General features: G+C 63.8%; 24 protein-coding genes. 14 read left to right on the top strand and 10 right to left on the bottom strand.

Translation table 11 applies throughout. From position 1 onward, the window contains the following. Positions 1 to 37 precede the first annotated feature (37 nt). Positions 38 to 2155, top strand: a complete 2118-nt coding sequence (locus OOJ09_RS04070) for a molybdopterin-containing oxidoreductase family protein (protein WP_269903940.1) — start codon at positions 38 to 40, stop codon at positions 2153 to 2155. Between the two features lie 25 nt (positions 2156 to 2180). Here the strand turns inward: OOJ09_RS04070 and OOJ09_RS04075 are convergent, their stop codons facing one another. Then, positions 2181 to 3323, bottom strand: coding sequence for a flavin-containing monooxygenase (locus tag OOJ09_RS04075; protein WP_269903941.1), 1143 nt, complete (start codon positions 3321 to 3323; stop codon positions 2181 to 2183). Between the two features lie 83 nt (positions 3324 to 3406). Then, positions 3407 to 3886, bottom strand: coding sequence for an Lrp/AsnC family transcriptional regulator (locus OOJ09_RS04080; protein ID WP_269903942.1), 480 nt, complete (start codon positions 3884 to 3886; stop codon positions 3407 to 3409). Between the two features lie 104 nt (positions 3887 to 3990). Between OOJ09_RS04080 and OOJ09_RS04085 the strand changes: the two genes are divergently transcribed. The 10 genes from OOJ09_RS04085 (at position 3991) to OOJ09_RS04130 (ending at position 14049) form a co-directional block, all read left to right on the top strand. Next, entirely contained in the window at positions 3991 to 5199 is a 1209-nt protein-coding gene (locus OOJ09_RS04085) for a diaminopropionate ammonia-lyase (RefSeq protein WP_269903943.1), read from the top strand. Continuing rightward, complete coding sequence (locus tag OOJ09_RS04090; RefSeq protein ID WP_269903944.1) at positions 5196 to 6422, top strand: Zn-dependent hydrolase; 1227 nt, start codon at positions 5196 to 5198, stop codon at positions 6420 to 6422. Before OOJ09_RS04085 ends, OOJ09_RS04090 begins: the two co-directional genes overlap by 4 nt. Positions 6423 to 6439: 17 nt before the next feature. Continuing rightward, complete coding sequence (locus OOJ09_RS04095; protein WP_269903945.1) at positions 6440 to 7606, top strand: M20 aminoacylase family protein; 1167 nt, start codon at positions 6440 to 6442, stop codon at positions 7604 to 7606. A 7-nt stretch (positions 7607 to 7613) separates the two neighbouring features. Further along, positions 7614 to 7871 carry a hypothetical protein gene (locus OOJ09_RS04100; RefSeq protein WP_269903946.1) on the top strand — a complete coding sequence of 86 codons (258 nt, stop codon included), beginning with the start codon at positions 7614 to 7616 and terminating at the stop codon, positions 7869 to 7871. Positions 7872 to 7925: 54 nt separating this feature from the next. Beyond that, a complete protein-coding gene (locus OOJ09_RS04105) occupies positions 7926 to 8138 on the top strand; it encodes a hypothetical protein (RefSeq protein ID WP_091577256.1) in 213 nt (70 codons plus the stop codon). A gap of 69 nt (positions 8139 to 8207) precedes the next feature. After that, the gene (locus tag OOJ09_RS04110; RefSeq protein WP_269903947.1) at positions 8208 to 10301 is read left to right on the top strand and encodes an ATP-dependent helicase; all 2094 of its coding nucleotides are present in this window, start codon (positions 8208 to 8210) and stop codon (positions 10299 to 10301) included. Positions 10302 to 10318: 17 nt separating this feature from the next. Then, entirely contained in the window at positions 10319 to 11095 is a 777-nt protein-coding gene (gene dapB / locus OOJ09_RS04115) for a 4-hydroxy-tetrahydrodipicolinate reductase (RefSeq protein ID WP_269903948.1), read from the top strand. Positions 11096 to 11231: 136 nt separating this feature from the next. Next, positions 11232 to 12245, top strand: a complete 1014-nt coding sequence (locus tag OOJ09_RS04120; RefSeq protein ID WP_269903949.1) for an ABC transporter substrate-binding protein — start codon at positions 11232 to 11234, stop codon at positions 12243 to 12245. 104 nt (positions 12246 to 12349) lie between these two features. Next, positions 12350 to 13159 (top strand): ABC transporter ATP-binding protein, encoded by an 810-nt coding sequence (locus OOJ09_RS04125; RefSeq protein WP_269903950.1) that lies wholly within the window; start codon positions 12350 to 12352, stop codon positions 13157 to 13159. Positions 13160 to 13170: 11 nt separating this feature from the next. Then, complete coding sequence (locus OOJ09_RS04130; RefSeq protein WP_269903951.1) at positions 13171 to 14049, top strand: ABC transporter permease; 879 nt, start codon at positions 13171 to 13173, stop codon at positions 14047 to 14049. A 12-nt stretch (positions 14050 to 14061) separates the two neighbouring features. Here OOJ09_RS04130 and OOJ09_RS04135 read toward each other — a convergent pair whose 3' ends face one another. Both OOJ09_RS04135 and OOJ09_RS04140 read right to left on the bottom strand, forming a co-directional pair. Further along, positions 14062 to 15420, bottom strand: a complete 1359-nt coding sequence (locus OOJ09_RS04135) for a sensor histidine kinase (protein ID WP_269903952.1) — start codon at positions 15418 to 15420, stop codon at positions 14062 to 14064. Beyond that, a complete protein-coding gene (locus tag OOJ09_RS04140; RefSeq protein WP_269903953.1) occupies positions 15410 to 16078 on the bottom strand; it encodes a response regulator in 669 nt (222 codons plus the stop codon). The genes OOJ09_RS04135 and OOJ09_RS04140 overlap by 11 nt, the downstream gene beginning before the upstream one ends. 571 nt (positions 16079 to 16649) lie before the next feature. Here OOJ09_RS04140 and OOJ09_RS04145 point away from each other — a divergent pair. The 3 genes from OOJ09_RS04145 (at position 16650) to OOJ09_RS04155 (ending at position 17593) form a co-directional block, all read left to right on the top strand. Next, positions 16650 to 16856, top strand: a complete 207-nt coding sequence (locus OOJ09_RS04145) for a DUF680 domain-containing protein (RefSeq protein ID WP_269903954.1) — start codon at positions 16650 to 16652, stop codon at positions 16854 to 16856. Between the two features lie 56 nt (positions 16857 to 16912). Then, entirely contained in the window at positions 16913 to 17143 is a 231-nt protein-coding gene (locus OOJ09_RS04150; protein WP_269903955.1) for a DUF680 domain-containing protein, read from the top strand. A 216-nt stretch (positions 17144 to 17359) separates the two neighbouring features. Then, complete coding sequence (locus OOJ09_RS04155; RefSeq protein WP_269903956.1) at positions 17360 to 17593, top strand: DUF680 domain-containing protein; 234 nt, start codon at positions 17360 to 17362, stop codon at positions 17591 to 17593. A gap of 44 nt (positions 17594 to 17637) precedes the next feature. On the opposite strand, the gene OOJ09_RS04160 is transcribed toward OOJ09_RS04155, so the two are convergent. From OOJ09_RS04160 to purM, 6 genes are read right to left on the bottom strand one after another with little or no spacing between them, the layout of a single operon-like run. After that, positions 17638 to 18147, bottom strand: a complete 510-nt coding sequence (locus OOJ09_RS04160; protein ID WP_269903957.1) for a SixA phosphatase family protein — start codon at positions 18145 to 18147, stop codon at positions 17638 to 17640. 9 nt (positions 18148 to 18156) lie between these two features. After that, positions 18157 to 18489, bottom strand: a complete 333-nt coding sequence (locus tag OOJ09_RS04165; protein WP_269903958.1) for a hypothetical protein — start codon at positions 18487 to 18489, stop codon at positions 18157 to 18159. Between the two features lie 18 nt (positions 18490 to 18507). Then, on the bottom strand, positions 18508 to 18801 hold the full coding sequence (locus OOJ09_RS04170; protein ID WP_269903959.1) for a type II toxin-antitoxin system RelE/ParE family toxin: 294 nt from the start codon (positions 18799 to 18801) through the stop codon (positions 18508 to 18510). Between the two features lie 6 nt (positions 18802 to 18807). Further along, the gene (locus OOJ09_RS04175; protein ID WP_269903960.1) at positions 18808 to 19077 is read right to left on the bottom strand and encodes a type II toxin-antitoxin system ParD family antitoxin; all 270 of its coding nucleotides are present in this window, start codon (positions 19075 to 19077) and stop codon (positions 18808 to 18810) included. A gap of 58 nt (positions 19078 to 19135) precedes the next feature. After that, positions 19136 to 19849 (bottom strand): phosphoribosylglycinamide formyltransferase, encoded by a 714-nt coding sequence (gene purN, locus OOJ09_RS04180; RefSeq protein WP_269903961.1) that lies wholly within the window; start codon positions 19847 to 19849, stop codon positions 19136 to 19138. Further along, positions 19846 to 20910, bottom strand: coding sequence for a phosphoribosylformylglycinamidine cyclo-ligase (gene purM, locus OOJ09_RS04185; RefSeq protein ID WP_269903962.1), 1065 nt, complete (start codon positions 20908 to 20910; stop codon positions 19846 to 19848). Before purM ends, purN begins: the two co-directional genes overlap by 4 nt. Positions 20911 to 21102 lie beyond the last annotated feature (192 nt).

The raw sequence follows: 21102 nt of genomic DNA on the forward strand, positions 1-21102 counted from the left end.
CTACACGCAGCGCGTGAAAGTCGTTAGACAAGTTCCCATGAACCAGCACGCCAAGCTCAGGATCGGCCATTCGGCCTGCCCGCATGATTGCCCGTCGACCTGCGCGCTTGAGGTCGAGCTGCTCGATGGCAACCGCATCGGCCGCGTCCATGGCGCCAAGGCCAACAGCTACACCGCCGGCGTCATCTGCGCAAAGGTTGCCCGCTATGCCGACCGCGTCCATCATCAGGACCGCTTGCTGAAGCCACTGGTGCGGGCCGGCGCCAAGGGCGATGGCGTCTGGAAGGAAGCGAGCTGGGAGGCAGCCCTCGACCTCGTCGCCGAAAAGTTCATCGCGGCCGAGGAAAAATACGGCTCGGAGACGGTGTGGCCTTACTACTATGCCGGCACGATGGGGCTGGTGCAGCGCGACGGCATCGACCGGCTGCGCCATGCCAAGAAATATTCCGGCTTCTTCGGTTCGATCTGCACCAACCTGGCCTGGACCGGCTGGATGATGGGCGCCGGTGCCTTGCGCGGGCCGGACCCGCGCGAGATGGCGAAATCGGACTGCGTGGTGATCTGGGGCACCAATGCCGTGGTCACCCAGGTCAATGTGATGACCCACGCCATCAAGGCGCGCAAGGAGCGCGGCGCCAGGATCGTCGTCATCGACGTCTACGAGAACGCGACGATGAAGCAGGCCGATCTCGGCCTGGTGCTCAGGCCCGGTACCGACGGCGCGCTGGCCTGCGCGGTCATGCATGTGCTGTTCAGGGAAGGCCTGGCCGACCGCGCCTATCTGGAAAAATACACCGACGACCCGAAGGGCCTCGAAGAGCATCTGCGGACGCGCACACCGGAATGGGCGGCCGATATCACAGGGCTCACCGTCGCCGAGATCGAGGCCTTCGCCCGTCTCGTCGGCACGACGAAGAAAACCTATTTCCGCCTCGGCTATGGCTTTGCCCGCCAGCGCAACGGCGCCGTCAACATGCACGCGGCGTCCTGCATCGCCGCCGTCACCGGCAGCTGGCAATATGAGGGCGGCGGCGCCTTCCATTCCAATTCCGGCATCTTCAAGCTCAACCAGGAGGTGCTGGAAGGGACGAAGATGCGCGATCCCTCGATCCGCTTTCTCGACCATTCGCGCATTGGTCCGGTGCTGACCGGCGCCACTGACGCGCTCTATGGCGGTCCGCCGGTGACGGCCATGCTGATCCAGAACACCAACCCGGCCAACGTCGCGCCGGAACAGCGGCTGGTGAAGCAGGGTTTCCTGCGCGACGACCTGTTCACCTGCGTGCACGAGCAATTCATGACCGACACGGCAAAACTCGCCGATGTCGTGCTGCCGGCAACGATGTTTCTTGAACATGACGACGTCTACAAGGGCGGCGGCAATCAGCACATCACGCTCGGCCCCAAGCTGATCGAGCCGCCGGAGGGGCCGCGCACCAACCATTTCGTCATCGAGGAATTGGCGCAACGCCTTGGCGTCGCGGACCGCCCGGGCTTCGGCCTGACCGAACAGCAGCATATCGACATCATTCTCGGCAAGCGCGGGCTGGGCAGCTTCGACAGCTTGAAGGAAGACAAGTGGGTCGACCTGCAGCCCGATTTCGACACCGCGCACTTCATCAAGGGCTTTGGCCATGCGGATGGAAAATTCCGCTTCCGCGCCGACTGGACCGGCCAGCCGGCTCCCAACCGGCCGCCGAAGAGCATGGGCCTGTTCGGCCCGGTCGAACGGCTGCCCGAGTTTCCCGATCATGTCGATCTGATCGAAGTGGCAGACGAGGCGCATCCGTTCCGGCTGACAACCTCGCCGGCGCGCAACTTCCTCAATTCGACCTTTGCCGAAACGCCGGTGTCGAAGGAAAAGGAAGGCAGGCCGGTGCTGCTACTGCATCCCGATGATGCGGCGGACCTTGGGCTTGCCGACGGCGACCGTGTCGAGGTCGGCAACCCGCGCGGCGAGGTGGTGCTGCACGCAAAGCTGTTCGATGGCATCAAGCGCGGCGTCGTGATCGCCGAAGGCATCTGGCCGAACAGCGCGCATGAGCGCGGCGAGGGCATCAACGTGCTGACCGGCGCCGACGCGCCCGCGCCCTATGGCGGCGCTGCCTTTCATGACAACAAGGTCTGGCTGCGCGCGGCAAATCAAGCTGGGTGAAGAACATCAATCGTCCGGACGCAGACTAAACAGGCAGGGTTTCGGCTGCCTTTTTCCTGTTAATCCGGTGCCTGATGTCGTCGGCGATCGCCTCGGCCTCGATCCCGATTTCGCGTAGCAATCCGGTGACTGCATTGTGGAAGCCGACAAGGTAGAGGCCGAGATCCGAAGCTTTGGGGGTAACGCCACTGCGGTCCGGCTGGATGCCGGGCTCGAGAAATTTGGCATAGCCCGGCCGGAAACCGGTCGCGAAGATGATCGCGTCGAATTCGCTGTGTTTGCCGTTGGCAAAACGGACGCCTCGTTCCGAGATCTCGGCGACATCGGGGGCAACCTTGATCGCGCCTTCGCGGATCTTGCCGATGGTGCCCACGTCGATCACCGGAATGCGCGCCGCAATCGCGATCTGTTCCAGCAGTCCCTGTCTCGGCCGTTTGAGCCCATATTTTTCCAGTCTGCCCACCACCAGGTCGAGGATGATGGGGAAGAGAACGTCATTGAAGCGTTGCGGCCCCAGGCGTGCCGCCATGCCGACCATCTGGATGGGCACGCCGAACAGTTCGCGCGGCACGATATGAACGCCGCCGCGCACGGAAATCGTCGCCCGCGCGCCGTTTTCCGCCAGATCGAGCGCAATCTCCGCGCCGGTGTTGCCCATGCCTATGACCAGCACCGACTGGCCGGCGAAAGGCCTGGCATTGCGATAGTCGGCGCTGTGCAATGTCTTGCCCATGAAAGTGTCGATACCTGCAAATCCAGGCCGCAAGGGCTCGGCATTGTAGCCTGACGCGATCACCACATGTCTGGCGCGCAACGGACCGGATGTCGCGTCCACGCGCCAGCCGCGACCCTCCCGGGTGATCGCTTTCACCGTTTCTCCAAATCGGGGCCGCAGGTCGAAGCGTTGCGCATAGGCATCGAGATATTGGACGAAGAGATCGCGCGGCACATAACGTGGATAGTGCTTCGGGAAGGGCACGAAGGGCAGGGACGAATAGCGCTTGGTCGTGTGCAGGTGGACGCGCTCATAGTGGCGACGCCAGGCGGGTGCGGCTTGCCGCTCTTTCTCGAGGAGGACGAAGTCGATCCCGGTCTGTCGCAGGCATGCGGCAATGGCCAGGCCCGCCGGCCCGGCACCGATGATCGCAACTGGGGTGATGTCGTCCAAGCGCGCCTCCGACGCCGAATTCGCGCTGCGGAGAATGTCAAAAACATGGCGGTGCCAGGGTGAGGCTTGCGGGGCGGCACTGCTCAATCTGGCAAGGGCACGGTCAGCCCGACCTTGACGCGGTCCATGGCAACGAAAGTGCGGAACTTTCGGACATTGTTGCTGTCGAAGAACAGTTTTCGCGTCAGCGCTTCATAGGCGCCCATGTCGGCCACGGTGATGACCAGGATGAAGTCGGCCTCGCCGGTGACGTAGTAGCATTGCTGGACTTCAGGCGCCGCCGAGAATTGGCGCTTGGCCGCGTCGATCAACTCGGTGCGTTCGCTCTCGAGTTCGACCTCGACGAAGATGGTGATGGGTTGGCCAACCGCCGCCGGCTCGACCAAGGCGACGTTGCCGGCAATGACGCCGGTTTGCTCCATGCGCTTGATGCGGCGCTGCACAGCCGGCGCCGACAGGTTCACCGCTTCGCCAATCAGCCGCTGCGGCGTCGTGTTGTCCCGTTGCAGGATGGCGAGGATGGCGAGATCGAAGCTGTCGAGCGAGGGCGGCGATGCTGGCAAGGGGCAATCCTGACGAAACAAACTTGCATTTCGAGGGCCGTATTACAGCGCTCTTTGCGCCGGTCCTGCAATATGTTCGCGTCATACGCCAAGGAGGCAACCCAGTGTTCCTGCTCAATCACAATGCACTGCACCGCCAGCCGCTCGATCCTGCCGATGCCGAAACCCTTGGCGTTGCCGGCGCCGACACGGTCGAGCGTTTTCTGGCCCATCGCGACAATCACCTGATAACGCCGCTGCATGCGCTTCCGGCGCTGGCCGCTGAACTCGGCCTCGGTGCATTGCATGTCAAGGATGAGGGCTTCCGCCTCGGCCTCGGCAGCTTCAAGGCGCTGGGCGGCGCCTATGCCGTCTTCCGCCTGGTGCTGGAAGAGGCCAGCCGATCGCTTGGCCGATCCGTCGACGTGGCCGATCTCGATCGAACTGATGTTCGGGCTATCGCCGCGACGATGACATTCGCCTGCGCCACCGACGGCAATCATGGCCGGTCGGTCGCGCAAGGCGCGCAACTCGTCGGCGCCAGGGCGGCAATCTTCGTCCACGCTGGCGTCAGCCATGAACGCATAGCGGCGATTGCCGGCTACGGCGCCGAGATGGTCCGCGTCGACGGCAACTATGATGATTCGGTCAGGCAAGCCGCGCGCGTCGCGGCCGAGAAAGACTGGACCGTGGTCTCCGACACCTCGTGGCCGGGTTATGAACGCATTCCCGGCCTGGTGATGCAGGGCTATACGACGATCGTGCGCGAGGCGCTGCGCCAGCTCGCCGAACCGCCGACCCACGTGTTCGTGCAGGCTGGCGTTGGTGGCATAGCCGCAGCGGTGGCCGGCCATCTGGCCATCGTGCTGGGCGATGCCAGGCCTACCTTCATCGTGGTCGAGCCGGCGCGCGCTGCGTGCGTCGTCGCGGCCGCCCGGGCTGGGCATCCGGTCAAGGTCGCGCACGACCAGCCGACAGTGATGGCGATGCTCGAATGTTACGAGGCCTCGCCGGTTGCCTGGCGCGTGCTGGCGCGCGCCGCCGACGCCTTCATGACGGTGGACGAGGACGAGGCCGTCGCGGCGATGCAGCGGCTGGCCCAGCCGAGCGCCGGTGATCCGGTGATCGTCGCTGGCGAGAGCGGCGGCGTCGGTCTTGCCGGGCTGATGCGGGCAGTGGCCGACAACAAGGCCGCACTTGGGCTCGATGGCGGATCCCGAGTGCTGGTGATCAACACCGAAGGCGCCACCGATCCGCATCGCTATGCCGAGCTGGTTGGCATCAGCCCGGCCGATGTGCTGGCCGGCAAACTGCCTGCCGGAGCGCTGTCGTGATCGCGGTCGACGCACCGCGCCTGCTTGGCCGTATCCGTGAACTCGGCGCCGTCGGTCGTGATGATGAAAACAGACTAACCAGGTTGGCCGCTTCCGACGCCGACAAACAGGGCCGCGACCTGCTCGTCGGCTGGCTGCGGCAGGCCGGGCTCGATGTCGCCATCGACCGCGTCGGCAACATCTTCGGCATCTGGCAAAGCCCGGAAAATGCCGGGCAGGCGCCGCTGCTCATCGGCTCGCACATCGACACCGTCATAGACGCCGGCATCTATGACGGTTGCTACGGCGTGCTTGCCGGACTGGAGGTGATCGAGACGCTGAAGGCATCCGGCTTTTCGCCGTCGCGCCCGATCGCGGTCGCCGCGTTCACCAATGAAGAGGGCGTGCGCTATACCCCCGACATGATGGGCTCGCTGGTCCATGCCGGCGGCATCGGCGTCGGTACCGTGCTGGCGGCTGTCGGCACCGATGGCAGCGTGCTCGGGCAGGAGCTTGCCCGCATTGGCTATGCCGGTGACGAAGAGCCCGGCTTTCTCAGGCCGCACGCCTATCTCGAATTGCATATCGAGCAGGGGCCGGTGCTGGAGCGTGAGGGCGTGCCGATCGGCGCCGTGGAAAATCTGCAAGGCATTTCCTGGCAGCGTGTCACCATCGACGGCGTCGCCAACCATGCCGGCACCACGCCGATGTCGATGCGCAGCGACGCCGGCCATGCCGCGGCCCGGGTCATCACCTTCCTGCGCGACCGGGCCAAGGGTTCGAACGCCCCGACCGTGGCCACCGTGGGCTCTATCCGTTTCGAGCCGAATGCCATCAACGTCATTCCTTCGCGCGCCGTCTTTACTATCGATCTGCGCGATCCCGACGAACGGCGCCTGCGGGTGGAGGAGGCGGCACTGGCCAGTTATCTCGGGCAGCTTGCTGCCGCCGAGAACGTGACCGTTTCGGTCGAACGGCTGGCCCGCTTCGAGCCGGTGCTGTTCGACATCCGGATCGTCGAACGGATCGAGGCCGCAGCGAAAAAACGCGGTCTTGGCGCCAGGCGCATGACGTCCGGCGCCGGCCATGATGCGCAGATGATGGCGCGCATCGCGCCGGCGGCGATGATCTTCGTGCCGAGCGCCGGCGGCATCAGCCACAATCCGCGCGAGCACACCGAAGATGCCGAGCTTGTCGCCGGCGCCAACATCCTGCTTGATGTCGTCACCCAACTTGCAGGCTAGGTCAGGAGGGGGAAGGAATGTCTGAGTTCGATCGTGATGCGCTGAAGCAAGAGATGATTCTCTGGCGGCGTGATCTGCACGCGCATCCCGAATTCGGCTTCGAGGAAAGGCGCACCGCGGCCTTCGTCGCGGCCAAACTGCGCGAATTCGGCCTCGACGACGTCGCCGAGGGCGTCGGCGGTACCGGGGTCGTTGGCACGCTGAAGCGCGGCAAGGGCAACCGTGCGATCGCGCTCAGGGCCGACATGGACGCGCTGCGCATCACCGAACAGTCTGCCGTGCCCTACCGATCCGGCAATCCCGGCCTCATGCATGCCTGCGGCCATGACGGCCACACCACCATGTTGCTCGGTGCGGCAAAACTCTTGGCCAGCGAAGGCGGCTTCGACGGCACCGTGCGTTTCATCTTCCAGCCGGCCGAGGAATGGGGCAGGGGCGCGCTGGCCATGCTCGACGATGGCCTGATGCAGCGCTTTCCCTTTGACGAGATCTTTGGCCTGCACAACATGCCCGGCCTGCCCGTCGGCCATTTCGAGACGCGCACCGGCCCCATCATGTCGGCCGAGGACAATTTCGAGATCGTGCTGAAGGGGCTTGGCGGCCATGCGGCGCGGCCGCATGCGGGGCATGAAACGCTGGTTGCCGCATGCGCACTGGTCACCAATCTGCAAACCATCGTCTCGCGCCGGCTGAGCCCGGCCGACATATCAGTGGTTTCGGTGACTGAGCTGATCACCGACGGCACCCGCAACGCACTGCCCGGTCTTGCCCGCATCCTTGGCGACGCGCGCAGCTTCCGCCCCGAGGTCAGCGCCGAGATCGAGCGGCAGATGCGCATCATCGCCGAGGGCAACGCCGCCGCATACAATGTCGCCGCCGAGGTCAATTACAGCCGCGAATTCGTGCCGCTGCGCAACGATGCCGAACTGGTGGAGCAGGCCTTTGCCGCAGCAAGAAGCGTGTTCGACCCCGGCAACATCGCCGTCGCCCGCGAGCCGATGACCGGCTCGGAGGATTTCGCCCGTTTCCTCGACCATGTGCCTGGCTGCTTCGTCTTCCTTGGCAATGGCGAAGCCTCCGCGCCGCTGCACAATTCCAGCTACGACTTCAACGATGACGGGCTGTTGTTCGGCACAAATTTCCATGTCGCGGTGGCCAGGCAAAGGCTCGAAGCCGGCAGATGATCGCTGTTTGATCGCCAGGCCGCGCTGGCTGTTGGCCCAACCCGATCCAGAAACGGTCAACCAGCCGATCGTGGCGATGGGCAATGACAACCGCCATGACGTAGGGGCAAGACTCAGCTATCCTCCGCTGCGCGGCGGACCTGATATCCGCTCGGCCGGCGCCTTCACCTCCCAAGCGGCGCCGGCCTTCTTCCCGAAGGGCCTCTTGGCTGACGCTAAATTAGCGAAAGTTAAATTTAGAGTTTTTGGGCTTGCGGGAAATTAGGATTTCTCTGGCATGACTCGGGCATGCCTTCTGGGGGTTCTGGCGGGAAGACCGATGCGTGGGCGTGGATGGATCAAGGCGTTGCGCCAGGACGAGGCCCGGCAGGTGCGTGCGCGCATTGCCGAACTGGAGCGCGACCTGATGGCGGCCACACCTCAGGGACGGCATCGGCGGTTTGAAGCCGGACACGAACTTCGCAATGCAAAGTTCCGCCTGGAGCGTCTCGAGGAATGCATCGCCCAGATACCGGAACGGGCGGAGCATTAGCGCCGGTCATAACGGCTCTCGATCCTTCAGCGACGTTGCGAACAAAGCAGAAACGATGCTTGATGGGCGATGAACCTCGCCACCCCTGATTCGTCCTTTCGGGAGCCGACCGTTCAGCCGGCCTATCTTGCCCGGCTGAACGATGCCCAGCGCCAGGCCGTCGAGCACGGCGACGGCAAGATCGGCGGACCGCTGCTGGTCATCGCCGGTGCCGGCTCGGGCAAGACCAACACGCTGGCGCACCGCGTCGCCCATCTGATCGTCAGGGGTGCCGACCCGCGCCGCATCCTGCTGATGACCTTTTCGCGCCGCGCCGCGTCCGAAATGGCCAGGCGGGTCGAGCGCATCGCCGGTGAGGTGCTCGGCCGCGACGCCGCGGTGATCACGGATGCGCTGACCTGGGCCGGCACCTTTCACGGCATCGGTGCGCGGCTGCTGCGCGACTATGCGCTGGAGATCGGCATCGACCCGGCCTTCACCATCCATGACCGCGAGGATTCCGCCGACCTGATGAACCTTGTGCGGCATGAACTGGGGTTTTCGAAGACGGAAGCGCGCTTTCCGACCAAGGGCACCTGCCTTGCCATCTATTCGCGCGCCGTAAATGCGCAGGCTCCGCTGGGCGAGGTATTGGGATCCGCCTTCCCCTGGTGCGTTGGCTGGGCGGAACAGCTGAAGCAACTGTTCGCCGGTTATGTCGAGGCCAAACAGGCGCAGAACGTGCTCGATTACGACGATTTGCTGCTCTACTGGGCACAGATGGCGGCCGAGCCTGAAATAGCGGCGCATCTGGGTGGGCGTTTCGACCATGTGCTGGTCGATGAATACCAGGACACCAACCGGCTGCAGGCGTCGATCCTCATGGCGCTGAAACCCGACGGCGCCGGGCTGACGGTGGTCGGCGACGATGCGCAGTCGATCTATTCGTTCCGTGCCGCCGAGGTGCGCAACATCCTTGATTTCCCAAAACAGTTCGCGCGGACCGCCGATGTGGTGATGCTGGAACGCAACTATCGCTCCACCGAAACCATCCTGGCCGCCGCCAATGCGGTGATCGGCGAGGCTTCGGAGCGCTTCACGAAGAACCTGTGGTCGGAGCGCAAATCATCCGACAAGCCAAGACTGGTGACCGTGCGCGACGAGGTCGAGCAGGCGAACTTCGTCTGCGACGCCATCCTGGCCGAGCGCGAGGCCGGCACGGCGCTGAAATCACAGGCGGTGCTGTTTCGCGCCTCGCACCACAGCGGCCCGCTGGAGATCGAACTGACGCGGCGCAACATTCCCTTCGTCAAGTTCGGCGGCCTGAAGTTCCTCGATGCCGCTCATGTCAAGGATGTGCTGGCGGTGCTGCGATTTGCCGAAAACCCACGCGACCGGGTGGCCGGATTCCGTGTGCTGCAGCTGATGCCGGGCATCGGCCCTTCGGCTGCCGCGCAGATCGTCGAGACGATGACGTCGGCGCTGGACGAGGCGATGGGCCTTGCCGGCTGGCGCCCGCCGCAGCGCGCGGCCGACGACTGGCCGGGTTTTGTCGCGCTTTATTCCGGTCTGCGAGCCGGCGCCAAATGGCCGGCCGACCTCGAACAGGTCAGGCTGTGGTACGAGCCGCATCTGGAACGCATCCACGAGGATGCGACGACCAGGCGTGCGGACCTTTTGCAGCTCGAGCAGATCGGCTCCGGTTATGCCTCGCGCGAACGGTTTCTCACCGAACTGACGCTCGACCCGCCGGATGCCACCAGCGATCAGGCCGGCCCGCCGCATCGCGACGAGGACTATCTGATCCTGTCGACCATCCACTCGGCCAAGGGCCAGGAATGGAAGAATGTCTTCGTGCTCAACACGGTCGACGGCTGTATTCCGGCCGATCTCGGCGTCGGCACCAAGGAAGATATCGAAGAGGAGCGCCGCCTGCTCTACGTGGCGATGACAAGGGCAAAGGACAGTCTCAGCCTGGTCATGCCGCAGCGCTTCTTTCCGCACGGCCAGGCGGCACGGGGCGACCGCCACCTCTATGCCTCGCGCACCCGCTTCATCCCGGCTTCGATCCTCTCCGCGTTCCAGCAGATGTCGTGGCCGAGCGCGCAAGCGGCACAGGGCAGGGCGCCCCGGCCCGAGGTGCGCGTCGACATTGGCGCGCGCATGCGCGGCATGTGGAAATAGCAGCAAGGGATAGCGCAATGTCCCAACCGCCGATCAGGATCGCCATCGCCGGGGCGCTGGGCCGCATGGGCCGCCAGATGGCGGACGCCGTCCGGGCCGATCCGCGGCTGGTGCTTGTTGCCCGTTTCCACCGGCCGGGGATCGTTGGCGAAGGGCTGGTGAGCCGCGACGAGGCGCTTGCCATGGCCGACGTGGTGATCGATTTCACCACGCCGGCGGCATCGGCTGATCTGGCCAGGTTCTGCGCCGAACGCGGCGAGCCGGCGTTGGTGATCGGGTCGACCGGATTCGACGCGGCCGAGTTGGCCACCATTGCCAAGGCGTCGAAAACCATCGCTATCGTGCGCTCCGGCAGTTTTTCGCTCGGGCTCAACATGCTGGTTGGACTGGTCGAGAAGGCGGCGAGGGCTCTCGACCGCGACGACTGGGATATCGAGATTGTCGAGGCCCATCATCGCGACAAGATCGATGCGCCGTCGGGGACGGCCTTGATGCTGGGGCAAGCCGCTGCCAGCGGGCGCGGCATCGAACTGGACACCGTCGCAAGGCGCGTCCGCGATGGCCTCACCGGCGCGCGGCCGGCAGGCGAAATCGGCTTCGCGGTGCTACGCGGCGGCGGCATCGTCGGCGAGCACGGCGTCAGCTTCTGTGCCGAGGGCGAGACCGTGACCCTGTCGCATGCGGCCGGCGATCGCATCATGTTCGCCCGCGGCGCCATCGCCGCCGCACTCTGGGTGGCGGGGCGTGTACCCGGCGAATATGACATGCACGACGTGCTGGCATTGAACGCCTAGGTTTGCGGTGACTTTCCCGGATGCCTTGAAAGGTGGCTGAAAGGTTGCTGTCCTAAGTGTTGACGGGCGCCCCCATATTGTCGCGAAAAGCGATGGGAGAGAGAGGGGCGCGGGAAACGAACAAAGGGAAGAGGCCATGTCGCTCGCGCGAATTCTGCTCGATTCAGTCGCCACAACCGCACTCGTCGCCACCATGGCCTTGTCCGCGCCGTCCGCACGCGCCGACGAAAAGATCTCCATCATGGTGGGTGGCTACGAAAAGCAGATCTACCTGCCCGCCAAGCTGGCGGAAGCGCTCGGCTACTTCAAGGACGAAGGTCTCGATGTCGAGCTGTTGAACGAGCCGGCCGGCGTCGATGCGGAGAATGAGATGCTTGCCGGGGCCGTGCAAGGAGTGGTCGGTTTCTATGACCACAGCATCGACCTGCAGGCGAAAGGTAAATTCGTCGAATCCGTCGTCCAGTTCAGCCAGGCGCCCGGTGAAGTCGAGCTTGTTTCGACCAAGCATCCCGAGATCAAGTCGCCCGCCGACTTCAAGGGCATGAGCCTGGGCGTCACCGGCCTCGGCTCCTCGACAAACTTCCTGACGGAATATCTTGCCGTCAAGAACGGGCTGAAGCTCGGCGAATTCACCTCGGTTCCGGTCGGCGCCGGCAATACCTTCATCGCAGCCATGCAGCAGGACAAGATCCAGGCCGGCATGACGACCGAACCGACGATCACGCGACTGCTGAAGACCGGCGAAGCGTCCGTCCTTGTCGACATGCGCACGATTGAAGGCACCAAGGCCGCGCTCGGCGGCACCTACCCGGCTGCCTCCCTCTACATGCAGACGGACTGGGTCGACGCGCACAAGGAGACGGTGCAGAAACTGGCGAATGCCTTCGTCAAGACACTGAAGTTCATCAACACCCATAGCGGTGCGGAAATCGCCGAAAAGATGCCGAAGGACTACTATGTCGGCGACAAGGAAGGGTATGTGAAGGCACTGGACGCCGGCAAGGCGATGTTCACCGCCGATGGGGTCATGCCCGAAGGCGGCCCGGAGACGGTGCTGACAGTGCTGTCGGCCTTCAAGAAGGACCTGCAAGGCAAGCAGATTGACCTTTCCAAGACCTACACCACGGAATTCGTCAAAAACGCCAAGTAGCCGACCCATGCCGGCGCGAACGCGTCGCGCCGGCCGCCGTCCGTTTTTCACGTTGGGTGACGCCCGGCCACCGGGCGGTTGCTCGATTTTGGAGTTGCTTGACCATGGCTGCCGCAAAGACTGTTCCGGCGATTGAGCTGATCAATGTCAGCCGCCGCTTCCTTTCCCCCACCGGCAAATCGCTGACGGCGCTGCGCGATTTCACCATGACGGTCGAGCGCGGCGAATTCGTCGCCGTCGTCGGCCCGACCGGTTGCGGAAAGTCGACCACCCTCAACCTGATCACCGGGTTGGCCAGCCCAAGTGCCGGCGAGGTTCGCGTCATGGGTGGCCCGGTCAAGGGAATAGACCCGCGCATCGGCTTCGTATTCCAGACCGACGCCCTGTTCCCCTGGCGCACGGTGATCGAGAACGTCATGGCCGGGCCGTTGTTCCGCGGCAAGCCCATGCCGCAAGCCCAGGCCTCGGCACGCGACTGGCTTTCGCGCGTCGGCCTGTCTCGGTTCGAGCAGCACTATCCACACCAGCTTTCTGGCGGCATGCGCAAGCGCGTGGCGCTCGCCCAGACCTTCATCAACGGCCCCGAAATCCTGCTCATGGACGAACCGTTTTCCGCGCTCGACGTGCAGACACGCGTTCTCATGCATGAGGAGCTGTTGCGGCTCTGGTCCGAGGCCAAGGCATCCGTGGTCTTCGTCACCCACGATCTCGAAGAAGCGATCGCGCTGGCCGACAAGGTCTATGTGCTGACCGCCGGCCCGGCGACGGTGAAGTCGGTCTACACGATCGATCTGCCGCGTCCGCGCATCGTCGCCGATATCCGCTACGAGCAGAACTTCATCGATTATTCGCGCACCATCTGGGCCGACCTCAAGGAAGAGGTCGAGACCAGCTATGCGCGTGCCGCTGCCTGAGGAGGAACGCCATGACCGACGCTGCCATGGACATCAGTTCAAGAGCATTCAGGCCGGGCACCTCCGATGCGGAAATCGAAGCGGCCGCCGCGAAGGCGGTGACGCATCGCCGCCGTACCGTGATATTCTGGCGGGTCGCCATTCTCGTCGCCTTTCTGGGTCTGTGGGAAGTCGCCGCCCGTCTCGCCTGGATCGATCCGTTCTTCTACGCAATGCCGAGCGCGATCGCGTTGCGGCTCTATGAGTGGACCACGGAAGGAACGTCCGAGGGGCCGCTCTGGTATCATCTCTATGTTACCATGGAAGAGGCAGTCATCGGCTTCGTGACCGGCTCGATTGCCGGTATCATCATCGGCGTCGCGCTCGGCCGCAACCGGATGGCTGCCGACATTTTCTCGATCTATATCAAGGTGATCAATTCCATTCCGCGTGTGGTTCTGGCGCCGATCTTCATCATGATCCTCGGCCTTGGCCTTGCTTCGAAAGTGGCGCTTGCCTTCGTGATGGTTTTCTTCGTTGTCTTCCACAATGCCTTTCAGGGCGTGCGGGAAGCCGACAGGGCAATGATAGCCAACGCCCGCATCCTGGGCGCCTCCAACTGGCAATTGACCCGCTCGGTGATTGTGCCTTCGGCGATGAGCTGGATCTTCGCCAGTCTGCATGTCAGCTTCGGCTTTGCCATCATCGGCGCGATCGTCGGCGAGTTCGTCGGCTCGCGCTATGGCATCGGTCTGCTGATCAACATCGCCAAGGGATCCTTTGACGCCGCCGGCATGTACGCCGCGATCGTCATCGTCATGGTCGTGGCGCTCGGTGCCGAATATCTGATGACCATGGTCGAGGATCGCCTGGCCAAATGGCGTCCCCAGCCACTGCATGAGACGCAGTGAGCGGCGACAGACCTAGCCGCCCGCCAGCGGCAGCCTTACCTCAACCACCAGACCGCCGGCCGCGCCATCCCCGAGGGTGACGTGGCCGCCGGCATTTTCGACGACCTCGCGCACGATGGCGAGACCAAGCCCGCTGCCTTCCTCGGTCGAACCGGCGATGCGGTAGAAGCGCTCGAAAACATGGTCTCGCTCGTCCACCGGAATGCCGGGCCCGTCGTCGGCGACCGTCAGCACGGCTTCATTGCCAACGACCGCCAGCTTCACCGTAACGCTACCGCCGGCCGGCGAGTAGCGCAGCGCGTTGTCGACAACGTTGACGATCATTTCGCGCAGCATGGTGCCGTCGCCGATGACTGGCACAGGGCCGGCCTCCTCGAGGCCGAGATCGATATTGCGGCCGATCGCTGTCGGCGCCTGCGTTTCCAGCACATGGCGGGCGGCTTCGGTGAGGTCGATGCGGTCGGCGCGTGGCCGCCTGCTGCCTGGCTCCGCCCGGGACAGGGTCAGCAGTTGTTCGGCCAACCGTGCCAGCCGGCCGGAACTGGCCTGCAGCGCCACCAAGGCTTCCTGGCGCGCGTCGGCGGCACTTTCGCGCAACGCGTAGCTTGCCTGTGTCGATAGCAACGCCAGCGGTGTGCGCAGCTGGTGCGCCGCATTGGCGATGAAGCGGCGCTGTGCCGCCATCTGCGCCCGCACGCGCGCCATATAGGCGTTGAGTGCATCGATCAGCGGGCGGATCTCGCTTTGGGCACCCGGCACTTCGATCGGATCGAGCTCGCTGCGGCTTGGCGAACGCACTGCGTCGCGCAACCGGATCAGCGGCGCGAGACCGCGATGCAGCCCCAGCAGAACGAACAAGCCGGCGATCGCCACCAGCGCCAGCTGCTGGGTAAAGGCGCCAAACCAGAGGCGCCGCACCATGGCATCGTGTCCTGCAAGTGTGACGCCGACAGTAACGGTGATCGGCGAGTCGTCGCCAGCGCCCACCACCGTGTGGCTGAAAGTAAGCAACCGCAGCCGATGGTCGCGATAGGTCGCCTCCGTATTGGAGGACTTCGGTGCCTCCGGCAGGTCGGGATAGCCGGTCAGCAGCCGCCCTCCGGCAGCCTTGACATGGTAGTAGACGCTGTCGCGATCACCGGTATCGAACATCTCGATCGCCGCCGGCGGTATCGTGGCGTCGAGCACGCCGTCGCTCACGCCGGCACGCTCGGCAATGGCGCGTGCCGAGCCCATCAGCATGCGATCGGTGACGAGATCGGCGGTCGCCAGCGCATTGCGGTGGCTGGTCCACAGATTGATTGTGGCGAGCCCGACGAGCGGCAATACCACCCAGGCCAGAAGCTGCAAGCGGAGACTGTTAATCCTCATGGCGCAGGAGATAGCCGAGGCCGCGCAGCGTGACGATGTGGACCCGCGAGCCTTCCAGTTTCTTGCGCACGCGGTGCACATAGATCTCGATGGCGCTGGGGTCGGCGTCGGTCTCGAAATCGTAGATTGCCGCCGACAAGGCCGCCTTGCTCACCGTGCGCCCGGCCTTGACCATCAGTTGTTCCAGCACCGCATGCTCGCGCGGTGTCAGCGCCAGCGTTTCGCCAGCGAGCGAAAAAAGCCGCGTGTTGGTGTCAAAGATCAGATCGCCGCAGGCAACGACCGGCGCGGTGCGGTCATTGGCGCGGCGCAACTGCGCGCGGATGCGCGCTTCGAGCTCTTCGATCTGGAAGGGCTTCGCGAGGTAGTCGTCCGCGCCTTCATTGAGGCCTTTGACCCGGCCGTCGAGGCTGGCATTCGCGGTCAGCACGATGACCGGCACCCGGTTGCCGCGCGCCCGCAGCATGCGCAGCACCTCCAACCCGCCCATGCGCGGCAGCGCAAGGTCGAGGATGACAAGCGCATGGTCGCCGGCGGCCAGCGCGTGCTCGACGTCCTCGCCGTCATGAACGATGTCGACGACATAGTTCGCCTGGCGCAAGGTCTTGCCCAACCAATCCGCCAGTTCGCGATTGTCCTCGACGAGCAACAGCCGCATTTTCTATCGCTGTCCTGGGATGCAAGTCACCCGGAAATCTGTCCATTCCTTCGACCGGCATAGCCTGGTCGTGTCCGATTGATGATCGTGCACAATCGATAATATCGAACCAGCCACAAGGCAAATAGCACGCGCCGACGGTTCCCGGGCACTCTGAACCTTTGTCTCAAGGGACGACAAGTTGGATTGTCGCAAGAACATAACCGGCTGCACATTTCGTGCGGTTCGACACCTCCAGAAACGAGTGCCGAACCGGTCGACCCCCTCAAATCGAACCAGTCGGTTCGTTTTCTGTTGACGGACCGTGCAACACGTAGTGAACGCCAGAGAGTCGGATGCCTGTCACCGAAAATCGCATTCCGGCATAACTTGCTGATATTAAATGATAAAAATGTTCCCGCGGAAGCCTCTCTTCGAATTTCAAGGGCAAGAATCACACGATGCATGGAACATCTTCGTGATTGGAAGTCGTCGACTGACAAACCCACTTCGGGGTGGTCCGAGCGACGCGAAATTCCTCCCAAGGCACGCCACTAGACGGACAGAACAAAAGAATACTGGAGTACTTAAAATGACCAAGATCGCTCTTACCGCCGCTGCCATCCTCGTTGCCACGGGCACTGCCTTTGCCGGCAGTGACAATTATGGCTCGGCCAACGCCAACCAGCCCGCCGCCATAGTCGACAACGCGTTCACGGCTTCGATCCAGAAGTCGAACTCGACCGTCGAGAAGCCGGTGACGCAGGGCAGCGACCGCAACCTGTTCGGCAATCGCTAATCGCCTTTCCCGAACCAGTCGCAATCAATCAGATATTCAAATCAGGAGTACTTAAAATGACCAAGATCGCTCTTACCGCCGCCGCCATCCTCGTTGCCACGGGCACGGCCTTTGCCCACGGCAGCGACAATTACGGCTCCAACAATGTCAACCAGCCGGTTGCCAACCAGTCGGTTTCCAACATCGACACCTCGCACACCGGCTCGATTCCGAAGTCTGTAAGGGCACAGGGCGACGCCAACGCCAACGTGCCCGCCCAGTCTGGCCAGGGCATCTGGGGTCGTTGATTTCTGAAAGTCTTCGACCACAAAGAGCGGTGGGCTCGGCCCGCCGCTCTTGTTTTTTGCATGATGACGCCGATGCGTAGTCGCCAACCGACCTGAAACTCGCCGATCTACAAAACATCTCTCGTCCGGGAATAAAACCGGACTGTCCGGGGTCTTGTCCGTAGCGGAACCGTCCTCCCAAGACGCCGCCCAACGGAAGAACCAGGAGACTTGGATATGAACAGGATTGCCCTCACCGCCGCCGCCATCCTCGTTGCCACGGGCAGCGCTTTCGCCGGCAGCGACCACTATGGCTCCAACAACGCCAACCAGCCGGTTGCCCCGGTTGCCGCCGTCGACCATGCCGTCACCGGCTCGGTGAAGACCGTGGCTGAGCACAAGGCCGCGGATGCCAAGATGAAGATCACAACCGACTGGCCCGACTCCGGTCAGGGCATCTGGGGCAACTGATGTTTCGAGCGGATGTGGCGGGCTTCGCCTGCCGCATCTGGATTCTAGCCCAGATCCTTCGGCCGCAGACAATGCGTCAGCCGGGCCGAGGACAGTCCGGGCCAGTCACCCTCGAACACGAAGCGCGCAAGGGCTCCCGTCGGGAACTTTTCTTCGAGCCTCTTGCGGGCCTTGGTCTCCGACATTGGCCCGGCAAGCTGTTTCGCCAGATCTTCCAGGCCCGGATTGTGGCCGACCACCAGCAAGCTGCCGCTCGAGTGGTCGGCTTGACGAATCTGGTTCAGAATTTCCGCCGCTGAAGCACCGTAGAGCGCCCTGGCGAATGCGACTTCGGGCAGCGCGGGCAATTCCATCGCCACCAGCCGCCAGCTGTCGCGGGCTCGCAGCGCCGACGACACCAGCGCCAGGTCTGGCAGCCAGTCGCGTGTCGCAAGCTCGCGCCCCATCGATTGGGCTGCCTTCAATCCGCGTTCGGCCAGGGGGCGGTCGAAATCATCGAGGTCGGGATCATCCCAACTCGATTTGGCGTGGCGAAGCAGGAGCAATTGCTTCATCAGCTTTCTTCAGTCCCAGGGGATATCGGCCTGAAAGTCCCTGCCGTAGCCGCCGTCATGCTTTTTGCCCGTTTCGGTATCGAATGCCGCTGCCAGCTTGCCGAAGACGAATAGGCCGACGCGCCGTTCACTCTTGTCCCATTTGACGGCAATGTCCGCTTTGGCGATCGACCAGGCTCCGGATCGAATGTGAAGCACGTCGATGATCGAATCCGCTTCTTTGCCGTCGGCGCGATACAGGTAGAAATACGCCGTGGCGTTTTGTGGGTCTCGCGCCCCATCATATTCGAAGACCCCTGCGATGTCGCCTTTTGCACGGATCGCACTGTCGAAGACGTCCATCGGCCCGCTCGCGATCCTTCAAAACAGCGTCCAGACATCGCGCGCCCCATGCACGATACGAACGATCTCGACGCGGTCTTCGGCGAAGCGATACAGAACGAGGTAGTTGGCGATGGTCAGCGCCCGCACCTCGGCGCCGATATCCGGTCGACGCGGACCAGACTCGGGAAAGGTTGCCAATTGCAGGATGCACTCGGCAATTGAGTCCAGAAAGCGGTCGGCGGCAAGCGGGTTGTCCGTGGCTATTGCAGACCAGATGTCGATCAGGTCGTTCTCGGCCGCCGGGCTGCGGACAATCGGGACGCCGGCCATCCGCTGCTACTTTGCGCCGCCGAGCCGACTACGGGCTTTCTGCTTGATGGCCTCGATGTCGAATGGTTCGGACGGACCGCTTTCCAGTCCTTCCGACCAGGCCTTGCGCAGTCGTTCCGCTTCGGCTTCGCGCAAGGGCTGCCGCAGCCGCCACTCTCGCAAGGCTTCGCGGATCACTTCGCTCGCCGATCCGTATTGCCCGCTAGCCACGGCGCCCTTGACCATATCAAGCAGCTCCGGGGAAAGCGCCACGCTGACTTTTTCCACTGTTGACATCGACCTATCTCCTTACCAGAACGGTAGCAAATATTGCTACCGTTCTCAATGGCAAGGCTTACGGAGTGATGCGCGCAAGCTGCTCGAGGTCGGCTTCCTCGCGCAGCGGGTCGGGCGCCATCACCACCGAGGTGCCGTTGTCGGCGTCATCGGCAAAGTGGGCGAGCACGGTGCGGCCGGCCTCCATCCGTGCCCTGCCTTCGGCGACCAGCCCCAGCGCCAGCGGATAGAGCCGGTGCTCGGCCTTCAGCACGCGGGCAGCCAGCGCGTCGACATTGTCGCCGACCATTACCGGCACCGCCGCCTGGGCGATGATCGGGCCGTCATCCATCTCGGACGTGACGAAATGCACCGTGCAGCCATGGATTCGCATGCCGGCGGCAAGCGCGCGCGCATGGGTATCGAGACCCTTGAATGCCGGCAGCAGGGCAGGGTGGATGTTGATCATGCGGCCCTGCCATTTCTCGACGAAGCCTGTGGTGAGGATGCGCATATAGCCGGCCAGCGCCACGATTTCGGCATTGAATGCCGAAAGTGCTGCGTCGATCGCCGCATCATGCGCCTGCTTGCTGCCATGGTCGGCGCGGGAAATGACCTGCGTGGCGATGCCGCGCGCTTTGGCGATGCCGAGGCCGGCGGCGTCCGCTCTGTCGGAAATGACGCCGACGATCTCGGCCGGGAAAGCCGGGTCGCTGGCCGCCGCTATCAGCGCGGTCATGTTGGAGCCGCGCCCGGAGATCAGAACAACGGTACGTTTCCTCTGGGCGCTCATAGTGCGATCGAGCCCCGGTAGATGACGCCGGCGTCTCGGCGCGGCACGATGCGGCCGATCGGCGTTACCGTCTCGCCGGCTTCCTGCAGCACCGCGGCGACCTGCGCCGCCTGGCCGGAAGCCACCGCCAAAATCATGCCGATGCCGCAATTGAAGGTGCGCATCATCTCTTCCGGCGCCACGCCGCCGGTCTTTGCCAGCCACGAGAACACAGCAGGCACGTCGATCGCCTCGAGGTCGAGTTCCGCCGAAAAGTCCTTGGGCAGCACGCGCGGAATGTTTTCCGGGAAGCCGCCGCCGGTGATGTGGGCCAGCGCCTTGATGCCGTGCGTGTTGCGGATCGCCTTGAGGATCGACTTGACGTAGATGCGGGTCGGTTCGAGCAGCGCCTCGGCGAGCGTCGCCTCGTCGTTGAACGGCGCCGGGTCGCTCCAGGCGAGACCGCTGACGGCGACGATACGGCGCACCAGCGAAAATCCGTTCGAATGCAGGCCGGAGGAGGCTAGCCCCAACAGCACGTCGCCTTCGACGATGTCGTCGGTCGGCAGCAACTGGCCGCGTTCGGCCGCACCCACGGCAAAGCCGGCGAGGTCGTAGTCGTTGCCATGATACATGCCCGGCATTTCCGCCGTTTCGCCGCCGATCAGCGCGCAGCCGGCCTGGCGGCAGCCCTCGGCGATGCCGCCGACGATCGCCGCGCCCTGCTCGGGATCGAGCTTGCCGGTGGCGAAATAGTCGAGGAAGAATAGCGGTTCCGCACCTTGGACGACGATGTCGTTGACGCACATGGCGACGAGGTCGATACCGATCGTGTCATGTTTTCCCGCATCGATGGCGATCTTCAGCTTGGTGCCGACGCCGTCATTGGCGGCGACCAGCACCGGATCGGTAAAGCCTGCCGCCTTGAGGTCGAACAGACCGCCGAAACCGCCGATCTCGCCATCCGCACCCGGCCGGCGCGTTGCGCGCACCAGCGGCTTGATCTTCTCGACCATCAGATTGCCGGCGTCGATATCGACGCCAGCCTCGGCATAGGTGAGCCCGTTCTTGCGCTTGCTCATTTCTGGCGCTTGCTCATCGTTGTTTCGTTTGCGGGCTCTTCGCATGAACGGCTGCGCCCCGCAAGGATGACGGCGCGATGCCGAAGTTTTGCCCAATAAAAAGCGTGCGGAGAGGGGTTTTTCGGCGGAGGTAGCGCCCTTGTGCAGAATCCTCGCGGCTCCATTTTCGCCTTTACCCCTTCGCTTCCTTGT

It is taken from the genome of Mesorhizobium qingshengii (assembly GCF_027563465.1).
GTDB classification, from domain to species: domain Bacteria; phylum Pseudomonadota; class Alphaproteobacteria; order Rhizobiales; family Rhizobiaceae; genus Mesorhizobium; species Mesorhizobium qingshengii_A.